Raw genomic sequence first — 20,260 nt, forward strand, 5'->3', positions numbered from 1 at the left:
TTTTTTTATATAATTTTTTTCTTTTTTCAAAAAGAATTAATTAATAAAAGCAACCAGCCAATAACTAAAAGTAAACCACCAATTGGAGTTACTGGTCCTAGAAAGCGAAGCTTTTTTCCTTTGGCACTAGATAAAATTAAGCCGTAAATACTAAAAGAGAATAAAACAATACCTAGTGTAAAACACCAATATGTGGCAGCAGTTATATTTGAGGCGTTAAAACCTAAAACCAATAATACTATTGCATGATACATTTGGTATTTTACGCCAACTTCAAAACTGTTTAATTGTTCTGCAGATAAAATCTTCTTTAAGGCATGCGCTCCAAAGGCTCCAAAAATGACTGAAAACATACCAAAAAAGGCACCTGTAGCTATTATAATTTCTTGTGTCATTGTGTTTTTTATTTATAAACTATTGGAATAATTTCTCCTTTAGCTAAACAGTATTTTTCAACGTCTTCTTTTGTAAGTCTTGCTGTGTAATCTTCTTCATTAACCATAAAACCTATGTCTCTAAGCTTACTAAAGTAATCGCAACCATAAACACGCACATGATCGTATTGTCCAAATATTTCAGCGCGTTCTTTTTTGTCAGTTATGGTATCGTCTTCAAACGTTGCCATTCTAGATAAATCTTGAGGAATTTGAAATATACCATAGCCACCAGGTTTCATAACACGAAACAGTTCTTGCATGGCTTTAGTATCATCAGGTATATGCTCTAAAACATGGTTGCATAAAATAATATCGTAACTATTATCTTCAAATGGAAGGTTGCATATGTCTGCTTTAACGTCGGCAATTGGAGATAATAAATCTGTAGTTGTATAGTCTAAATTGTCTAAGACTCTAAAGCGTTTTAAAAAACATTGTTCTGGAGCAAAATGAAGTACTTTTTTTTCAGCAGAAAAGAAATCGGTTTCATTTTGTAAATACAACCATAATAATCGATGTCTTTCTAAAGATAGAGTAGAGGGAGATAACACATTGTTGCGTTGTTCTCCATAGCCATAAGGAAGAAAAGATTTGAAGCTTTTGCCGTCTATTGGGTCTGTAAATGTATTGCCTTTTAAAAAGAAAGCTAAAATTGGACGTGCAACATAGCTTAACCTAATTAATAAAGGTCTCGGGATGGTGTTAAGTATTAATTTGAATAGTTTTTTTGACACGAATTTCACGAATTTTCAAGAATCCTTACAGGACGATTCTTTTATACTTTAAACTGTCTTCTCCAAAATTAATGAGTAATCCTAGTTTTAGTTTAGATACAGCTAAATAATTTAATGTTTGTTTTGTATGGGCTACTGTTAAACAGCTAATGGCTTTTAATTCTAAAACTATTTTATCATCTATAATAAAATCGGCCTTGTATTTATGAGGTAATAAATTGCCTTTGTATACTATACCATATTTCATCTCACGAGAATACGGAATATTATTATCCGTTAATTCTATTTCTAAAGCATCTGCATAAACAACTTCGTTAAAACCTTTTCCTAATTGATTGTGAACTTCCATACAGATGCCAACTATTTTGTAAGCGTCTTCTTTGTATATAAGATTCGACATGAATTTAGATTAGATTAATAAAGTTTAAGTTAGCAAATTAGTGATAATTAGTGAAATTCGTGTCAAAAAACTTAAAGCACTAAAGCCTTCTGTCTAAATTCATCTTCTTCTGTAGAAGTAATACCTAAAGCTTCATAAACATAAGCAAAAGTAGATAGTATCTCAGGTTTTCCGTCTAATATAGCTACATCATGTTCAAAATGTGCACTAGGCTTACCATCTTGAGTTGTAATAGTCCAACCGTCTCTATGTTGTTTTATGCGTTGTGTTCCAAGATTTATCATAGGTTCGATGGCAACAACCATACCTTCAATAAACTTTTTGCCACGACCACGTTTACCGTAGTTCGGCATTTCTGGATCTTCATGCATAACACGACCTAATCCATGTCCAACCAATTCTCTTACAACACCATAACCATGATCTTCGCAATATTTCTGTATGGCATAACCAACATCGCCAACACGATTACCAACTTTTAATTCTTTAATACCAACGTATAAAGACTCTTTAGTGATTTGTAATAATTTCTCGGTTTCAGGATCTATTTCACCTACAGCAAAAGTGTAAGCATGATCACCATAAAAACCATTTTTTATAGAACCACAATCTATAGAAATAATATCACCATTTTCTAATGGTGTGTTATTTGGGATACCGTGTACAACTTGAGAGTTTGGACTCATGCAAAGCGTATTAGGAAAATCGTAAAGACCTAAAAAACCAGGTATTGCTCCTTGGTCTCTAATGCATTCTTCTGCAATTTTATCTAACTCTAATGTTGTTACACCAGGTTTTACAGCTTTTGCTATTTCTCCTAATGTTTTAGAAACTACAAGTGCAGCTTCGCGCATTAATTCTATTTCTTCTCTTGTTTTTACTATAATCATAATCTGTGAATAACTACTGTTTTAGAATCTGAAAAATCCTTTTTTCTTTTTTTGTTTAGGCTGAGGTCTTTCGTTTGTAAGCATTTGGTATATTTCTCCCCAACCCAGTATGCCACCAATATTTCTGTCGTCTATAAATAAATCTGCATGAATTTTTCTGCTAGCATTATCGAGGTTCTCTTCTTCAGGGAAACTTCGGTTTACTGCATAAAATTCAATACCATTAGATTTGCAAAATTCTACGGCTTCGTCAAGTTTTTTACCATGGCGATAGGTCCATAAAATTAAACGGTGACCATCTGCTTGTAACCGTTTTAAAGTGTCGAATGCAAATAAGCGTTCGTCTCCAATACCAGGATAACCATCTTCTACAATAGTACCATCGAAATCTACAGCAATAATAAGTCCTTTAGAAATATTCATTCAAGTTTTAATTGATTACAAAAATACGATAAAAATTAAAGCTTTAAATGAAACGATAAGATTGAAAAAAAATAGCCCTCGACTTATTTTAAGAGGAGAACTATTTTGTTTTATTTTAAAAAAAATCAAAAAAGAGGTATTGAAGTTTATCTTCAGTCTAATAATATTGCATTAATGGCTTTATTATTTTCTTTATCGAAGGTTATGTCTAAATGAAACGGAGCCATATATCCAAATTCAATAAGATAATGAAAGTTAATGTTGCTGCTGTCTTTAGGCTTGCCAATAAGTTCAAGTATTTCAGTTTTACTTTTGCCAATTAATATTTTGCTTTCAACTAAGTCTGAAGCCATAAGCCCTTTTTCTCTTGGGCTAGCATTTTTCCATTTTACAGATTCAAATTTTTTAGGATTATAATCTTTACAATTAGTAAAACTAATAAGTAAGAGCATTATAATTATTATTTTTTTCATTTTTAAACTAAGCTTTCTTGTGTCATAACAGCAGGTTTTTCAACACCCATTAGTTTTAAAATAGTAGGAGCTAGGTCACCTAAGACACCATTTTTAATGTCTTTTAATTCGTTGTCTATTAAAATAACAGGAACAGGGTTAGTGGTGTGTGCTGTATGTGGAGAGCCATCAGGATTCATCATTGTTTCGCAATTACCATGATCTGCAATTAGTAAAGTGGTGTAACCATTTTCTAGAGCAGTTGTGATTACTTTTTCTACACAAGTATCTACAGCTTCACAGGCTTTAATGGCAGCAGGCATAGAGCCTGTGTGTCCAACCATATCGCCATTTGCAAAATTTAAACATACAAAATCGACTTCTCCTTTTTGTAGTTCCGGTACTAAAGCATCTGTTAATTCAAAAGCACTCATTTCGGGTTTTAAGTCGTAAGTCGCTACTTTTGGTGAGTTTTTTAATATGCGAGACTCACCTTTAAATGGTTTTTCTCTTCCGCCAGAAAAGAAAAAGGTAACATGAGGATACTTTTCTGTTTCTGCGATTCTAATTTGTGTTTTGTTATTCTTTTCTAAAACTTCACCTAAGGTTTCTGTAATATTGTCTTTATCGAAAATAATATGAATACCCTTAAAAGCATCACCATAATTCGTCATTGTAACATAATACAAATTCAATTTATGCATGTTTTGCTCATGATGATCGTTTTGATATAAAGCATCTGTTAACTCACGACCTCTATCTGTTCTAAAATTAAAAAACAGAACAACATCGTCTTCTTTTATTGTTGCTAACGGAAGTCCTTCAGCATTTGCTTTTATAATTGGCTTTATAAATTCGTCTGTAATATCTGCATCGTAGTGCTTTTGAATGCTGTCTGGTAAATTATTAGATAATTCACCTGCTCCATTAACTAAAGCATCATAAGCTAACTTAACACGCTCCCAACGGTTATCGCGATCCATTGCGTAATAACGACCTGTTATTGAGGCGATTTCTGTGTTTTTATCTTTCGTGTAATTTTCTAAATCTTCTATAAAACCTTTTCCAGATTTAGGATCTACATCTCTACCATCTGTAAAAGCATGAATGTATGTGTTTTTTACACCTGCATTTTCAGATGCATCGACTAATGCTTTAATATGGTTAATGTGAGAATGTACACCACCATTACTAACTAAACCTAGTAAATGAACGTTTTTGCCTTCCGCTTTAGCGTAATTAAAAGCATCTATTAGCACTTTTTCTTGTGCTAAAGTATTATTCTCAATTGCTAAATTAATCTTCGCTAAGTCTTGATAAACAATACGTCCGGCACCTAAATTCATGTGTCCAACTTCACTGTTTCCCATTTGACCTTCTGGTAAACCAACATGTAAACCGTCTGTTCTTAGTTGTGCATGCGGATATTTAGTGTATAAACTATCTATAAATGGTGTGTTGGCATTATCTATTGCAGAGACTTTAGGATCTGGGCTTTTTCCCCAACCATCAAGAATCATTAGGATGACTTTTTTGTTCATTTTCTTAGAGTTTGAGTAACAAATATAAATAATAAAGTCCCGCAAATGCAGGACTTTACTATATAATTAAGCGAAAACGTTTTAGTTGATTTTCTAATATTCTTTGTGCTAATTTTTTCTGCTGATGCTTTTTTTAGTAGAAAAATTGAAGCATGCTCTTATTTAGAGCTACGATTTAAATTCACCATTTTTATTATTTATAAAATTACAGAAGTTCAGGATTGATGTCTAGAATGTTTTCTTCTGTGTACTTGGTGATAAATTCTTTAGAGAAATTTTGGCTTCCTAAAAGTTTGTCTGTTTTTAGAATTTCAACAATATCTAATTGGTTATAGTCTTTTAAATATTGAGAAGATAGTGGTTTGTAGCTGTAATGCCAAGGTTCATATTTGAAGCCTTTTCTGTTGGGTAAATCTGTGTAAACAAGATAAAAACCATAATCTTTAGCATGTTTGTCCATCCATTCTTTAAGTTTACAAAAAGCACCGTTGTTATGAAAATTCCCTTCTAATAATAGACCTCTTGGTTGTTTAACATTGGTTTGGTAAATATCTATGTCTGTTCCCCAATGGTGTCTTGATGTTCCTGGAATGGTAGAATATTCTATAATTTTTTTAATATTTTCTGTAGTTGAAAGTCCTTTTGCTTGGTTGCTTTTAAATTTGCGTTCCCAAATACGTTTTTGGTGGGCAAAACTTCTATAACTTGAAACAGCTCCAATTTTAATGTTGCTTTTTAAAGCTTCGGTTTGCATTTGTTTAAAAGCTGTAAATGCTTCTTTTCTTAATTTATAGCCTTCACCAAATAACTCAGGATTGCCTTTCCCTATTAATTGCTCTGAAGAAATAGTGATTTGTGCAAAAGAGAGTTGCGGAAGAGTAGCTATAGCCATTAATAGTATAAGCTTTAAAAATGTGTTTCTAATCATAGTTTTTTGTGCATTAGGTAGTGATCTCCTACATTGGGTATGTTAAAAATATTACCAATGGTTTCAAATCCGTTTTTTTTGTAGAAATTAAGAGCAATTATGCGTGCATTAAACCACAAGCGTTCTATTTTTTTATCTTTTAAAAAAGCGACACCATGCGTTAATAATTTTTGACCAAATTGATGGCGTTGATATTCTTCTAAAACACCCATTGCACGCAATCGATATTGTTTAGTGTCTTTAAAATAAGGAGACTTATCGACTACAAAAGAGGAAACAGCAACCAATTTATCCTCATAGAATAAACCAAAGTGGAAAGTGCTATCTAGATTATCTTGAGGAATCGCGCAAGCGTCAACAGGTTTTCCTTTTCGTAATACAGCATGTCTTACAGGAATAGTTTCTAAGCCGCTTATTTGTTTAATCGTAATTCTTGAAGCATTTATTATTTTAGGTTCAAACGGCATTTATTGTTGTTTTATGTTTTCAAATTTAATTAAATTTACTGAAAAAATAACGATGGTATTTCGCTTTAAAATTATTGATAAAAAAGATATAAATACTATTATTCCGTTAGTTAGAAAATTAACGAGTAATGCAAATTCTGAAAATGTACTAAAAGAACGTTTTGCTGCAATGGTAGAGGAGAATTACGAATGCGCAGGTGTTTTTGATAATGAAAAACTAATTGGTGTTTGTGGTATGTGGTTTCAGACAAGACATTATGCAGGTAAATCTATGGAAGTAGATCATGTTTATATTGAAGAGGCTTATCAAGGAAAAGGTTTGGGTAAAGAATTCTTTAAATGGTTGTACGATTATGCAAAATCAAAAGGATGCAATACTTCAGAATTAAATACTTATGTACAAAATTACCCTTCACATAAATTTTATTATAATGAAGGGTATGAAATTTATGGTTATCACTTTTTTAAAACGTTATAACTAGTAATTAAGATATAACCAACCAGAATAGCTCTTGTTGTCTTCGGTTTTTAAAACATAGAAATAGGTTCCTACAGGAAGTTTGTTTCCTTGAGTACCGACTACTTTTTTGTTTGAGATGCCATTAAATGTGTTTTTGTAGTTCTGTACATCATAAACAATTCTTCCCCAACGATTAAAAATCTTTAAAGTATTATTGAATAATTCAACGCCTTCAATTATGAATACATCGTTTAAACCGTCGTTGTTAGGGCTTATTCCGTTATAGACTGTAAGGCCATCGCTACCAATTAGTGCTCCAAAGGTTATAATTGTATAGTCATTTGGCGTAAACTCAAAAGAACTAATTGTTCCGTTGTTTATGTCTCCAGTTACAGAAGTGTTACCTAAATCTAACCATCTATTTTCTGCTTTACTCCATCCAACAATTCTTAGGTTCATTAAGTCATTTACTAATAACGAAATCTGACTTTCTTGATCCCAAGTTAAAGTAGCTAATGTTTTTTTAGAACCATTAAAATCCCAAAACTCTTCTTTGCTAATGGCATTAATAATGGCTTCGGAATTATTTGTATCAAAGCTTTCTACAAACGTTGATGGAAAATTTGGGTCTTCGTTAAAGTATGCTGCTTTAAATTTAGGACTGTTAATTTGTTCTGGTATTATTAAAGGTCTTAATTTATTATCATCCCCAATAGGAAACGTAAATGAGTTGTTTCCTTTAAAAGAAGCATATCCGTCTGTGAGTCTAAGGTCATCTTCTGAAACATAAAAGGTGTCATTTAGAAAGTCAAGTGAAATAATTGGGTTGTTTCTTGGTGTTATTGTATGACCAATAATATAATTCAAACCATTAGAAACTTCGGTGCTAACTTCTAGAAATAAATTATCGAGAACGGCAACATCCATATCATAAAAGGTAGGTATTTCTGTTCCAGATATTGTTAATGCATTAGCTGAATTATAAAAACCAGCTAAACCTAAATTTTGGTTGAAGGTTCCATCGTTTTCTAAATCGATGTGGAAACCCATTTGACCTTGGTCGTGAATTTGTACGTTTCCAAAATTATGGAAAGATTGTTGTGCCTTTGATATATTGAAAAACAAGATAACTAAGACTCCTATTATTATATTTTGTGTCTTATTCATAAGCTGTATAAATTACTAGTATGTTCTCTGTTTTGTTATCCACATTAATTGTAAATCCAGTTGCATTAAACGATGTAAAACTTGCAGATGTTAAACCTTGATTGTCTCCGTTATTATTAGAGTATCTTATTCCTATACAATGGGAGCTTGAAGCGTAACGAGAAATATCATTAATAGAATTACCACTACCTCCAACATAAATTACTTGTTGCGTTGCTCCTCTTGCATAACCTGTCATTCCTCCAAAAGCGTTGTTGAAGCCATTATTATTGTTTCCAACACCATTGTCTGAATTTATGTTTTCACTTTCAACATTAGCATAGGCTTGAAATGTTACTTGAGAAGGTTCAAAAGGAATACCTGTTATTATTTTACTGCCAGTTGCTGTAATAATAAAATGTCCTACGTATGCATTCGATGGACCAACAAGTCCTTGCGCACCTGTTGCACCGTTAGTTCCATTAGTTCCAGCTTCACCTTCTGGACCTTGAGCGCCAGTTGTACCATCATTTCCGTTTATTCCTGCATCACCTTGAGGACCTTGAGCACCAGTTGCACCGTCGTTTCCATTTGTTCCAACATCACCTTGTGGACCTTGAGCACCAGTTGCACCATCGTTTCCGTCAGCTCCGTTTACTCCAGCATCACCTTGAGGACCAGTTGCACCATTGTTTCCGTCAATTCCGTTTATTCCAGCATCACCTTGAGGACCTTGAGCACCAGTTGCACCATCGTTTCCATTTATTCCAGCATCACCTTGTGGGCCTTGAGCGCCAGTTGCGCCATCAGTTCCATTTGTTCCAGGATCACCTTGTGGACCTTGAGCACCAGTTGCACCATCGTTTCCGTTTATTCCGGTATCACCTTGAGGACCTTGAGCACCAGTTGCACCATCGTTTCCGTTTATTCCAGCTTCACCTTCTGGACCTTGAGCGCCAGTTGTACCATCATTTCCGTTTATTCCTGCATCACCTTGAGGACCTTGAGCACCAGTTGCACCGTCGTTTCCATTTGTTCCAACATCACCTTGTGGACCTTGAGCACCAGTTGCACCATCGTTTCCGTCAGCTCCGTTTACTCCAGCATCACCTTGAGGACCAGTTGCACCATTGTTTCCGTCAATTCCGTTTATTCCAGCATCACCTTGAGGACCTTGAGCACCAGTTGCACCATCGTTTCCATTTATTCCAGCATCACCCTGTGGGCCTTGAGCGCCAGTTGCGCCATCGTTTCCGTCAGTTCCGTTTACTCCGGCATCACCTTGAAGACCTTGAGCGCCAGTTGCGCCATCGTTTCCGTCAGTTCCGTTTACTCCGGCATCACCTTGAAGACCTTGAGGGCCAGTTGTACCATCGTTTCCATTTATTCCAGCATCACCTTGTGGACCTTGAGCACCAGTTGCACCATCGTTTCCGTTTATTCCAGCATCACCTTGAGGACCTTGAGCACCAGTTGCACCATCGTTTCCGTTTGTTCCAGAATCACCTTGTGGGCCTTGAGCTCCAGTTGCACCGTCGTTTCCGTTGGTTCCAGCATCACCTTGTGGGCCTTGAGCACCAATTGCACCGTCAGTTCCGTTTATTCCAGCATCACCTTGTGGCCCTTGAGCGCCAGTTGCACCATCGTTTCCGTTTATTCCAGCATCACCTTGTGGGCCTTGAGCGCCAGTTGCACCATCGTTTCCTATTTGTTCCAGGATCACCTTGTGGACCTTGAGCACCAGTTGCACCGTCAGTTCCGTTTGCTCCAGCATCACCTTGAGGACCTTGAACGCCAGTTGCACCATCGTTCCCGTTAGTTCCAGCTTCACCTTGAGGGCCTTGAGTACCAGTTGCACCATCAGTTCCGTTATTCCGGCATCACCTTGAGGACCTTGAACGCCAGTTGCACCATCGTTTCCGTTAGTTCCAGCTTCACCTTGAGGACCTTGAGGGCCAGTTGCACCGTCAGTTCCATTTGTTCCAGTATCACCTTGTGGACCTTGAGCACCAGTTGCACCATCGTTTCCGTTTGCTCCAGCATCACCTTGTGGGCCTTGAGCGCCAGTTGTACCATCGTTTCCGTTAGTTCCAGCTTCACCTCGAGGACCTTGAGCGCCAGTTGCGCCATCGTTTCCGTCAGTTCCGTTTACTCCGGCATCACCTTGAAGACCTTGAGGGCCAGTTGCGCCATCGTTTCCGTCAGCTCCGTTTACTCCAGCATCACCTTGAGGACCTTGAGCACCAGTTGCGCCATCGTTTCCATTTATTCCAGCTTCACCTTGAGGACCTTGAGCGCCAGTTGTGCCATCGTTTCCGTCAGTTCCGTTTATCCCAGCTTCACCTTGTGGACCTTGAGCACCAGTTGCACCATCGTTTCCGTTTAGCCCAGCATCACCTTGTGGCCCTTGAGCGCCAGTTGCACCATCGTTTCCGTTTATTCCAGCATCACCTTGTGGGCCTTGAGCGCCAGTTGCACCATCGTTTCCATTTGTTCCAGGATCACCTTGTGGACCTTGAGCACCAGTTGCACCGTCAGTTCCGTTTGCTCCAGCATCACCTTGAGGACCTTGAACGCCAGTTGCACCATCGTTCCCGTTAGTTCCAGCTTCACCTTGAGGGCCTTGAGTACCAGTTGCACCATCAGTTCCGTTTATTCCGGCATCACCTTGAGGACCTTGAACGCCAGTTGCACCATCGTTCCCGTTAGTTCCAGCTTCACCTTGAGGGCCTTGAGGGCCAGTTGCACCGTCAGTTCCATTTGTTCCAGTATCACCTTGTGGACCTTGAGCACCAGTTGCACCATCGTTTCCGTTAGTTCCAGCTTCTCCTTGTGGACCTTGAGCACCAGTTGCACCGTCGTTTCCGTTTATTCCAGCATCACCTTGTGGACCTTGAGCGCCAGTTGCGCCATCGTTTCCGTTAGTTCCAGCTTCGCCTTGTGGACCTTGAGCACCAGTTGCACCGTCGTTTCCGTTTATTCCAGCATCACCTTGTGGACCTTGAGCGCCAGTTGCGCCATCGTTTCCGTCAGTTCCGTTTATCCCAGCATCACCTTGAGGACCTTGAGCACCAGTTGCGCCATCGTTTCCATTTATTCCAGCATCACCTTGAGGGCCTTGAGTACCAGTTGCACCATCAGTTCCGTTTATTCCGGCATCACCTTGAGGACCTTGAGCACCAGTTGCACCATCAGTTCCGTTAGTTCCTGCTTCACCTTGAGGGCCTTGAGTACCAGTTGCACCATCAATTCCATTTACTCCAGCTTCACCTTGTGGACCTTGAGTGCCAATTGCACCATCGTTTCCGTCATTTCCGTTTATTCCAGCATCACCTTGTGGGCCTTGAGCGCCAGTTGCACCATCGTTTCCGTCATTTCCGTTCGTTCCAGCTTCACCTTGAGGCCCTTGAGCACCTGTTGCACCGTCATTTCCGTTTATTCCATTTGTTCCAGCATCACCTTGTGGGCCTTGAACACCAGTTGCACCATCGTTTCCGTTCGTTCCAACTTCACCTTGAGGCCCTTGAGCGCCTGTTGCACCGTCATTTCCATTTATTCCAGCATCACCTTGAGGACCTTGAGGTCCAGCTATACTAATAGTAATAGGTGTGCCTGTTTCATTAGTATATGTGAAACTTCCATCGTTATTTTGAGAAATAGATGTTATAGTTTCATTTTCCATAACATCAACACAGAGGCTATTCCATGTATTGTTGTTAAATTGAAATAAGCAATTCTCGTCGGTATTGTACACTATTGCTCCGTTTAAAGGAGTAATAGCATTCATTTCTGCTTCAGAAATTCTTGTTACCACTAATACTTTTTCAGAACTCTCTAGTTCTAAAATCGAGTTTTGATCTATTGTTTGTGGATTGTCTCCTATTTTAACTTGTGCAAATGCATTTGTAGTAAGTAAGAGAATTAAAATTAAAAATATCTTTTTCATTTAAGGGCTTTTTATTTCAAAAATAGCCTTGATTAGCTGATTTAGCGATGAAAAAGCTTAGTTCACTTCATAAAATCGATGAATAACCTAAAAATTCGACATAATGCTTAATAATTATGTTGCTGAATCCATAATAATTACTATTTTTGCCATCGGAAATGCGAGAGTAGCTCAGTTGGTAGAGCGTCAGCCTTCCAAGCTGAATGTCGCCAGTTCGAACCTGGTCTCTCGCTCAAAGAACTTCAATAGAAATATTGGAGTTTTTTTTGTGCCTATTTTTTAAAATTAATAGATAGTAGTTTTATTCATGAAGTTTAATAGGTTTCTTTTGTTGTAGACGAAACCCGACTAGTTAAGCTTAAATTGGTCTTACTAGGTTATTAGGTGTGTTTTTATTTTAATAAGTTTAAAGATGTATTTGTATCAATTTCATAAGCCTCTTTTTCGTGCTCAAAAATTCTGGCTTTCAATTTGCCTTTCAAAGTAATATCTTTTCCTTGAACTTCAATATAGCTTCCTTCTCGTAGACCAATTACTGGTTGCGTGTTAAATTGATGAAACTCTTTTATGCGTGTTTCTCTTGTTTCTCCCATATGTTTGCTTCCTGTTATTGGGTCTAGATAATGTGGGTTAATATTAAAAGGTACAAAACCTAAGGTTTTAAAACTTGGTGGATACACAATTGGCATATCATTGGTTGTGTTCATGGTGAGTCCACAGATATTACTACCAGCACTTGTTCCTAAGTATGGAATACCGCTATTAATAGCTTCTTTTAAAATATTTAAACATTTGTTTCTGTAAAGTTGATTGACTAGAACAAATGTATTACCTCCTCCAACATAAATACCCTTAGCTTGTTTTATGGCTTCAGTTGCATTTTTAAACTCATGAATACCTTTTACTTTTTTACCTATACTTTCAAAAGGCTTTTTAATTTTCTCAGTGTATTCATTGTGAGAAATCCCACCAGGTCTTGCGTAAGGAATAAAAAGTATGTCATCCGAGTCTTTAAAATGATTTTTTAATTCATCTAAAAGATAGTCTAATGGTTTACCTCCAAAAACGGTTGATGTACTGGCAATAATTATACTTCTCATTATAGTTTATTTGTTGTAAATTTATATGTCACTAATTTAACGATAAAATGTAAAGAGTTCTCTTTTTAACAAAAGTTTAAAACTCTTTTAAAATTTAATTAAGAAATGAAATCCGTTATTTACAGAACTAAACCAAGCCATATGAAACCATTATTATTTCTACTATTTTTTTCTTTAGCAACAATGTCTATGTTCGCTCAAGATGTTTCACGAATTGAAGTTAAAGGTAAAATAATTGTAGACGTAGACGATGTCGAGAACATTACTGTCTATAATACGACTTCAAATAAAGGAACGATTACAGATTCTATTGGGAATTTTGTAATTAAGGTTGCTTTAAATGATGAGATTCGTGTTTCTTCTGTTCAATTAATTCCTTTTACAACAAAAATAACCGAGCCAGTTATAGATACTAAAGTGTTGAAAATATATTTAAAAGAATATGTAAATACACTTGATGAGGTGGTTTTACTACCATATGATTTAACAGGTGATCTTGCCACAGATGCTAAAGATGCTAAAGTGTCTGATGCTATTGTTTTTGAATTTGGAAGTTTCGAGAATTTTGAAATGCCAGACGATTACCATTCTAAGGTAGATAATATAGCGATAGGTACTCAAAACGATCGTCAGCGATTTCAGGCAGACGGTATGGCAATTATAGGTTTGTTAAGTAATTGGATTTTTAAAAATAAGAAGAATAGAAATAAAGACAAGGTAGATCCAAGATTGGAAACTCCAATTTCTAGTGTTTCCTACGCCTTTAGTCCTTCATATTTTATAGAAAATTACAATATTCCAGAAGATAGAGTACAAGAGTTTATTGGTTTTATCGAAGAATCTCATTTCGATGATACACTTTTAGAGCCTAAAAATGAATTAAAATTAATTGAATATTTATTTGAAAAAAGTAAAGCATTCTTAGGGATTGAAGATGGCGGTAAAGAATAATGTTTTTTATCTGTTATTTTTAATTTCTTTTTTTAGTTTTTCTCAAAACACAATTTTAGTAGGTGTTGTTGATGGAGAAGAAGGTGTTGATGGAATTCATGTTATTAATCGTTCTCAAAAAAAATATGCTACTACAAGCGATAAAGGTGAATTTATGATAGAAGCAATTGTAAATGATACGATTGTTTTTACATCGGTACAGTATAAATCTTTAACACACATTGTAATATTTGAGAATATTAAAAGCAAAACGCTTAATGTTAATCTTGAGACTCAGGTAAATCAATTGCCAGAAGCATTAATAGGCTTTACTCTAACAGGAGATTTAAGTAATGATGTTTTAAATTCTGATGTGAAAAGATCAATAGATTTCTACGATGTGGGAATTCCTGGTTATAAAGGCAAAAGAAAAACCCAAAGCGAGCGATTATTAGCAGAAGCAGGAGAATTTAAGCCTATAATGTTATTGGGGATCCTTGGAGGCTCAATTCCTTTAAATCCAATTTTAAATGGAATTTCAGGAAGAACTAAAGAGCTTAAAAAACGTGTTGATATTGAAAATAACACAAAATTAATGAATGCTTTAAAAAACAGGTTATCTGAACCTTTTTTTAAAGAGAATGAATTAAAAGAAGAACTTAGAGCAGAGTTTTTTTATTTCTGTGCAGAAGATGATGCGTTCGAAACTAGATGTACTTCTAGTGATTTAGAAGCTTTAGTTTTTATGAAAGAAAAGTATAGTGTTTATAAAGAAAATCTTGCTTTAAAAGAATAACTAAAAACTTGGAATACTTTTTGTCTACTTTAAGTAATTTAGCAATCGAAACATATATACATGAAAATTTTTAAATCGATTTTATTTTTAACTTTAGTTGTGTCATTAGCCTTTACTAATGCACATAAATATTATGTAAGTATTACTAAAATTGAATACGTAAAAGAGCAGCAATCTGTGCAAATTATTACGCGAATTTTTATAGACGATTTCGAGAGACTTCTTAAAGAGCGATTCGACGATAGAATTGTTTTAAATACAAGTACAGATGAAATACAAATAGATAACTACATTAAAAAGTATTTACTTTCTAGGCTAAAAATAGATGTTAATGGAGAGCAATCTGTTATAAAATTTATTGGTAAAGAATACGATGGAGATGTAGTGCAGTGTTATATGGAAATTGAAAAAGTAGAAAACATTAAATCTTTTAGTGTTGAAAATAATGTGCTATATGATTTGTTTAGCGATCAAAAAAACATCGTGAGAACACATATAAACGGTAAGGATAAATCTTTTATTCTAATCCCTGAAAACGATAAAGGAATGTTAAACTTCTAAAAAAAGGAATGTTTAAATCTTAAAATTTGTTAAATTCAGCCTCTATTCTGAAAACAACAAAAAAATGAACAATTTTAAGTACTTGGTGCTATCTGCACTTTTTGTTACTGTTGGCGTGTTTGCTCAGCAAGATCAAGAAAAAAAAGAGCCTCAACAAGGGCACGTTAATCAAAACAAATTCAAGCAACTTTACGAGGAGTTTTCTACTCCTAACATGTATCGTGCTGCATCTGGAGCACCTGGAGTTGCGTATTATCAGCAACAAGCAGATTATAAGATGGATTTAGAATTAGACGATGTTAATGCTAAATTATCTGGTTTCGAAACGATTACTTATACTAATAATTCTCCAGATGTACTTAAATATCTTTGGGTGCAATTAGATCAAAACATGAGAGCTAAAGATTCTAAAACGCCTTTAATTGAAGGTAGTGGAGTTAGACCTGCAGCTCAAATTTCTTCTTACGCTAACGATTACATGAGTGATGGTTTCGATGGTGGTTTTAATATAGAAGAAGTAAAAGGAACAAATGGTAAGCCTTTACAACACATGATTAATCGTACGATGATGCGTGTGGATATGCCTGAACCATTAGCGTCTGGAGAGCAATTTTCATTCTCAATAAAATGGTGGTATAATATTAATGACCACGTTAATGGAAGAGGTCGTTCTGGGTACGAGTACTTTAAAGAAGACGATAATAGAGCGTATGTAATGGCACAGTTTTATCCTAGAATGGCTGTTTATAATGATGTAGAAGGATGGCAAAACTCTCAGTTTTGGGGACGTGACGAATTTGCGTTACCATTCGGAAACTTTGAAGTGAATATAACAGTGCCTGCAGATCATATTTTAGATGGTACAGGAAAGTTAACTAATAGGAAAGACGTATTTTCTAAAGATATGATGAAGCGTTACGAGAAAGCGAAGAAATCATACGATGAGCCAGTTGTAGTTGTTACTCAAGATGAAGTAGTTGAAAAACTAAAAACTAAATCTTCAAAAACAAAAACTTGGAAATTATATGCAGAGAACGTTAGAGATTTCGGTTTTGCAACTTCAAGACGTTACATTTGGGACATGATGTCTGTAAAAATTGGAAACAAAGATGTTATGGCTGTTTCTATGTATGGAAAAGAAGGAAACCCGTTATGGGAAGATTGGTCTACTAAAGCAGTGGCAAGTACATTAAAATCTTACTCACGTATGACTTTCGATTATCCTTATCATAAAGCTATTTCAGTACATGCTAAACAGCAAGGTATGGAGTATCCAATGATTTGCTGGAATTATGGTCGACCAGATAAAGATGGGAACTATAGTGACCGTGTTAAATTTGGAATGATGTCTGTAATTATTCATGAGGTTGGACATAACTTCTTCCCAATGATTGTAAACAGTGATGAGCGCCAATGGACATGGATGGACGAAGGTTTAAATACTTTTGTACAGTACGTTGCAGAACAAGATTTCGGAAAATGGTATCCAGGTGCTTTATCTGAAGGACAATCGGCATATCCTTCACGTCGTGGACCAGCAGCAAATATTACAAGATATATGGGAGGAGATCAAGATTTTATTGCTCCTATCATGACTAAAGGTTTGAACACTTACCAGTTTGGAAACAATGCTTATGGTAAGCCAGGAACTGCATTAAATATTCTTAGAGAAACAGTAATGGGACCAGAATTGTTCGATTATGCATTTAGAGAATATGCGCAACGTTGGATGTTTAAGCACCCAACACCAGAAGATTTTTTCCGTACTATGGAAGATGCTTCAGCATTCGATTTAGATTGGTATTGGAGAGGATGGTTCTACACAACAGATTATGTTGATATTGGAATTAAAGATGTGAAAAAATACTATGTAACAACTAAAGCAAATAAAGCTGGCGGAGATTTAGCTAAACGTTTTGGAATGGACGAAAAAGATTTAGTGTATTTTGTTGAAGATGGAAGTGAAGAGCATACGGCAGGAATGAAAAGCGAAAGTATTTCAGATGAGTCTACCACGCTAAAAGAGTATTTAATGGATAATTTTACTGCTGAAGAACGCACAAAAATGGAAGAGCCTAAGTTTTTCTATAACGTAACTTTCAACAAGCCAGGAGGATTAGTTATGCCAATTATAGTAGAATATACTTATGCAGATGGAACTAGTAAAACTGAAACGTATCCAGCGCAAATTTGGAGACTTAATGATAAAGAAGTAAGTAAAGCAATATCTTCAAAGAAGGAGATTGTTGGAATTACTGTAGATCCTAAATTAGAAACTGCAGATGTTGATACTTCTAATAACTCTTGGCCAAGAGAGGTTAAAGAAGGAGAGTTTGATAAATTTAAAAATAGAGTAAGAAACTAATAAGTAGTTTTTCATAACATAAAAAGCCTGTTCATAATGAACAGGCTTTTTTTTTGTTTTTTTGTCAGATGTGATTTTGTTTACTGATTACTAGTGTGTTATGTGTTGTTTCTTACGAAACACTATGTTAGAAGTCTCATAATTAGGTGGTTGTGTTTTTGGTATTAATGTATTCTTGTTTTTTAGGTTAAAAAGATGTGATTTTCTATATTTTTTGAGCTTAAATTTGAATTTATTACATTAGCTTTCGTAAGAACTAATCAAACTAAAAACTAACTATGGATAAAATGATGATTTATTTGCCAATAGTATTGGCAATTTTAGGTTTAGTCTATATGGCTATTAAGCAAAAGTGGGTTATGAAACAAGATGCTGGAGATGGTAAAATGAAAGAGATTTCAGATCACATCTACGAAGGTGCTTTAGCCTTCTTAAATGCTGAATATAGATTGCTTACAATTTTCGTAATAATAGTTAGTATATTATTAACGATAGTTTCAGTTGTTGTACCTACTACGCATTGGCTAATAGTAGTTGCATTTATTTGTGGTGCTGTGTTTTCTGCTTTCGCAGGAAATTTAGGTATGAAAATAGCTACTAAAACTAATGTAAGAACAACACAAGCGGCAAAGACTAGTTTGCCAAATGCGCTTAAAGTGTCTTTTGGAGGTGGAACAGTAATGGGGCTTGGTGTGGCAGGATTGGCTGTTTTAGGTTTAACGATTTTCTTTATCGCATTCTTTCAGTTTTTTATGGGAGGTGTTTGGACAAATACAATGGACATGACTATTGTGCTTGAAACCTTAGCAGGTTTCTCTTTAGGAGCAGAGTCGATTGCATTATTTGCACGTGTTGGTGGAGGGATCTATACAAAAGCTGCAGATGTTGGTGCTGATTTAGTAGGTAAAGTTGAAGCGGGTATTCCTGAAGACGATCCAAGAAATCCAGCGACAATTGCTGATAATGTTGGAGATAATGTAGGTGATGTGGCAGGAATGGGAGCCGATTTATTTGGGTCTTACGTTGCAACGGTATTGGCAGCGATGGTTCTTGGTAATTATATTATAAAAGATATGGGTGGAAATATTGGTGAAGCCTTTGGCGGAATTGGGCCAATTCTACTACCAATGTCAATTGCTGGTGTAGGCATTATTATTTCTATAATTGGCACTATGCTAGTTAATATTAGCAGTAATGATGCTAAAGAATCTCAGGTAATGGGAGCACTTAATAAAGGGAATTGGACAGCAATTGTTTTAGTTGCTATTGCTTGTTTTGGTTTATGTAAATGGATGTTACCAGAAACTATGCAAATGAATTTCTTCGGAGAGGGTTTAATTGAAATTACATCAATGCGCGTATTTTACGCAACACTTGTAGGTTTAGTAGTTGGAGCAGCTATTTCTGGAATTACAGAGTACTATACAGGATTAGGTAAAAAACCAATATTAAAAATTGTACAGCAATCTTCTACGGGTGCAGGTACAAACATTATCGCAGGTTTAGCAACAGGAATGATTTCCACCTTCCCATCGGTATTATTATTCGCCGGAGCTATTTGGGCTTCTTATGCGTTTGCAGGATTTTACGGTGTTGCTTTAGCTGCATCTGCAATGATGGCCACAACAGCTATGCAATTAGCTATTGATGCTTTTGGACCAATAGCGGATAATGCAGGTGGAATAGCCGAAATGAGCGAACAAGAACCAATTGTAAGAGAGCGTACAGATATTTTAGATGCCGTTGGCAATACAACAGCAGCAACAGGAAAAGGATTTGCTATTGCGTCAGCAGCATTAACCTCTTTGGCTTTATTTGCAGCTTATGTAACCTTTACTGGAATCGACGGAATTAATATTTTTAAAGCACCCGTTTTAGCTATGTTATTTGTTGGTGGTATGGTGCCCGTTGTGTTTTCTGCTTTAGCAATGAATGCAGTAGGTAAAGCTGCCATGGAAATGGTAGAAGAAGTAAGAAGGCAATTTAGAGAGATTCCAGGAATTATGGAAGGTACTGGGAAACCAGAATACGATAAATGTGTAGCAATTTCGACTAAAGCCTCTTTAAAAGAAATGATGTTACCGGGTTTATTAACTATTGGCTTTCCATTAATAATTGCTTTCGTTCCTATGATTTTTGGAATGGATAATTTAGCTATAGCTGAAATGTTAGGTGGTTATATGGTAGGTGTTACTGTATCTGGTGTGCTTTGGGCAATATTCCAAAATAACGCAGGTGGAGCTTGGGATAATGCAAAGAAATCTTTTGAAGCAGGTGTTGTGATTAATGGAAAAATGACTCACAAAGGTTCTGCGGCCCACGAAGCTGCAATTACTGGAGACACCGTTGGAGATCCATTTAAAGATACATCTGGACCATCAATGAACATATTAATTAAATTAACTTGTTTAATTGGTTTAGTAATTGCGCCTATTTTAGGAGGACATGCTGAAGAAGGTTATGCAATGAATAATTCTAATGTCGAAGTAACTAAGGAAATATCAGTTGAAACAAATGATGATGGAATTATAGAGGGAGCAGCAAAAGCAACAATTACAACCACAAAAACTATTGATGATAATAATATAGAAATCAGTAAAAAAATGTTTGAAGGCAACTTACAGGATGTAGAAAAAGATGCCACTGAATATGCCAAAAACGAAGAAGAGAAGGGAAGAAACTAA

At 35.7% G+C, this 20,260-nt stretch carries 18 protein-coding genes and 1 tRNA gene; 7 read left to right on the forward strand and 12 right to left on the reverse strand.

Annotated elements, in window-relative coordinates; all coding sequences use genetic code 11:
* Nucleotides 1-26 precede the first annotated feature (26 nt).
* The 9 genes from ASC44_RS12500 to ASC44_RS12540 all read right to left on the reverse strand — a co-directional run bounded on the left by ASC44_RS12500 (nt 27) and on the right by ASC44_RS12540 (nt 6,272).
* A complete protein-coding gene (locus tag ASC44_RS12500; protein WP_055447970.1) occupies nt 27-395 on the reverse strand; it encodes a DUF423 domain-containing protein in 369 nt (122 codons plus the stop codon).
* A gap of 8 nt (nt 396-403) precedes the next feature.
* Entirely contained in the window at nt 404-1,171 is a 768-nt protein-coding gene (locus tag ASC44_RS12505) for a class I SAM-dependent methyltransferase (RefSeq protein ID WP_055447971.1), read from the reverse strand.
* Nucleotides 1,172-1,196: 25 nt separating this feature from the next.
* The gene (locus ASC44_RS12510) at nt 1,197-1,571 is read right to left on the reverse strand and encodes a GxxExxY protein (protein WP_055447972.1); all 375 of its coding nucleotides are present in this window, start codon (nt 1,569-1,571) and stop codon (nt 1,197-1,199) included.
* Between the two features lie 71 nt (nt 1,572-1,642).
* Nucleotides 1,643-2,461 (reverse strand): type I methionyl aminopeptidase, encoded by an 819-nt coding sequence (map, locus tag ASC44_RS12515; protein WP_055447973.1) that lies wholly within the window; start codon nt 2,459-2,461, stop codon nt 1,643-1,645.
* 21 nt (nt 2,462-2,482) lie between these two features.
* Entirely contained in the window at nt 2,483-2,884 is a 402-nt protein-coding gene (locus ASC44_RS12520; RefSeq protein WP_055447974.1) for a BT0820 family HAD-type phosphatase, read from the reverse strand.
* A 152-nt stretch (nt 2,885-3,036) separates the two neighbouring features.
* The gene (locus ASC44_RS12525; RefSeq protein ID WP_055447975.1) at nt 3,037-3,357 is read right to left on the reverse strand and encodes a hypothetical protein; all 321 of its coding nucleotides are present in this window, start codon (nt 3,355-3,357) and stop codon (nt 3,037-3,039) included.
* Nucleotides 3,358-3,359: 2 nt separating this feature from the next.
* Complete coding sequence (gpmI, locus tag ASC44_RS12530; protein WP_055447976.1) at nt 3,360-4,877, reverse strand: 2,3-bisphosphoglycerate-independent phosphoglycerate mutase; 1,518 nt, start codon at nt 4,875-4,877, stop codon at nt 3,360-3,362.
* Between the two features lie 205 nt (nt 4,878-5,082).
* Nucleotides 5,083-5,805 (reverse strand): M15 family metallopeptidase, encoded by a 723-nt coding sequence (locus ASC44_RS12535; protein ID WP_055447977.1) that lies wholly within the window; start codon nt 5,803-5,805, stop codon nt 5,083-5,085.
* Nucleotides 5,802-6,272, reverse strand: coding sequence for a GNAT family N-acetyltransferase (locus ASC44_RS12540; RefSeq protein ID WP_055447978.1), 471 nt, complete (start codon nt 6,270-6,272; stop codon nt 5,802-5,804). The genes ASC44_RS12535 and ASC44_RS12540 overlap by 4 nt, the downstream gene beginning before the upstream one ends.
* Nucleotides 6,273-6,285: 13 nt before the next feature.
* Here ASC44_RS12540 and ASC44_RS12545 point away from each other — a divergent pair, with 13 nt between their 5' ends.
* The gene (locus tag ASC44_RS12545) at nt 6,286-6,750 is read left to right on the forward strand and encodes a GNAT family N-acetyltransferase (RefSeq protein WP_338035194.1); all 465 of its coding nucleotides are present in this window, start codon (nt 6,286-6,288) and stop codon (nt 6,748-6,750) included.
* Here the strand turns inward: ASC44_RS12545 and ASC44_RS12550 are convergent, their stop codons facing one another.
* Both ASC44_RS12550 and ASC44_RS18340 read right to left on the reverse strand, forming a co-directional pair.
* Nucleotides 6,751-7,899, reverse strand: a complete 1,149-nt coding sequence (locus ASC44_RS12550; protein WP_055447979.1) for a T9SS type B sorting domain-containing protein — start codon at nt 7,897-7,899, stop codon at nt 6,751-6,753.
* Complete coding sequence (locus ASC44_RS18340; RefSeq protein WP_055447980.1) at nt 7,892-11,824, reverse strand: beta strand repeat-containing protein; 3,933 nt, start codon at nt 11,822-11,824, stop codon at nt 7,892-7,894. The genes ASC44_RS12550 and ASC44_RS18340 overlap by 8 nt, the downstream gene beginning before the upstream one ends.
* 160 nt (nt 11,825-11,984) lie before the next feature.
* On the opposite strand from ASC44_RS18340, the gene ASC44_RS12560 reads away from it, so the two are divergent.
* Nucleotides 11,985-12,057 (forward strand) — tRNA-Gly (locus ASC44_RS12560).
* Nucleotides 12,058-12,216: 159 nt separating this feature from the next.
* Here ASC44_RS12560 and pepE read toward each other — a convergent pair.
* Entirely contained in the window at nt 12,217-12,924 is a 708-nt protein-coding gene (gene pepE, locus ASC44_RS12565) for a dipeptidase PepE (RefSeq protein ID WP_055447981.1), read from the reverse strand.
* Between the two features lie 141 nt (nt 12,925-13,065).
* On the opposite strand from pepE, the gene ASC44_RS12570 reads away from it, so the two are divergent.
* The 5 genes from ASC44_RS12570 to ASC44_RS12590 all read left to right on the forward strand — a co-directional run bounded on the left by ASC44_RS12570 (nt 13,066) and on the right by ASC44_RS12590 (nt 20,260).
* Nucleotides 13,066-13,875: a hypothetical protein gene (locus ASC44_RS12570; RefSeq protein WP_055447982.1), complete on the forward strand. Its 810-nt coding sequence runs from the start codon at nt 13,066-13,068 to the stop codon at nt 13,873-13,875.
* Nucleotides 13,859-14,650 carry a peptidase associated/transthyretin-like domain-containing protein gene (locus tag ASC44_RS12575; RefSeq protein WP_055447983.1) on the forward strand — a complete coding sequence of 264 codons (792 nt, stop codon included), beginning with the start codon at nt 13,859-13,861 and terminating at the stop codon, nt 14,648-14,650. The genes ASC44_RS12570 and ASC44_RS12575 overlap by 17 nt, the downstream gene beginning before the upstream one ends.
* 60 nt (nt 14,651-14,710) lie before the next feature.
* Nucleotides 14,711-15,211, forward strand: coding sequence for a DUF6702 family protein (locus tag ASC44_RS12580; protein ID WP_055447984.1), 501 nt, complete (start codon nt 14,711-14,713; stop codon nt 15,209-15,211).
* A gap of 64 nt (nt 15,212-15,275) precedes the next feature.
* Complete coding sequence (locus ASC44_RS12585; protein ID WP_055447985.1) at nt 15,276-17,576, forward strand: M1 family metallopeptidase; 2,301 nt, start codon at nt 15,276-15,278, stop codon at nt 17,574-17,576.
* A 278-nt stretch (nt 17,577-17,854) separates the two neighbouring features.
* Entirely contained in the window at nt 17,855-20,260 is a 2,406-nt protein-coding gene (locus ASC44_RS12590) for a sodium-translocating pyrophosphatase (protein ID WP_055447986.1), read from the forward strand.

The organism is Lacinutrix mariniflava, from assembly GCF_001418015.1.
GTDB lineage: Bacteria > Bacteroidota > Bacteroidia > Flavobacteriales > Flavobacteriaceae > Lacinutrix > Lacinutrix mariniflava.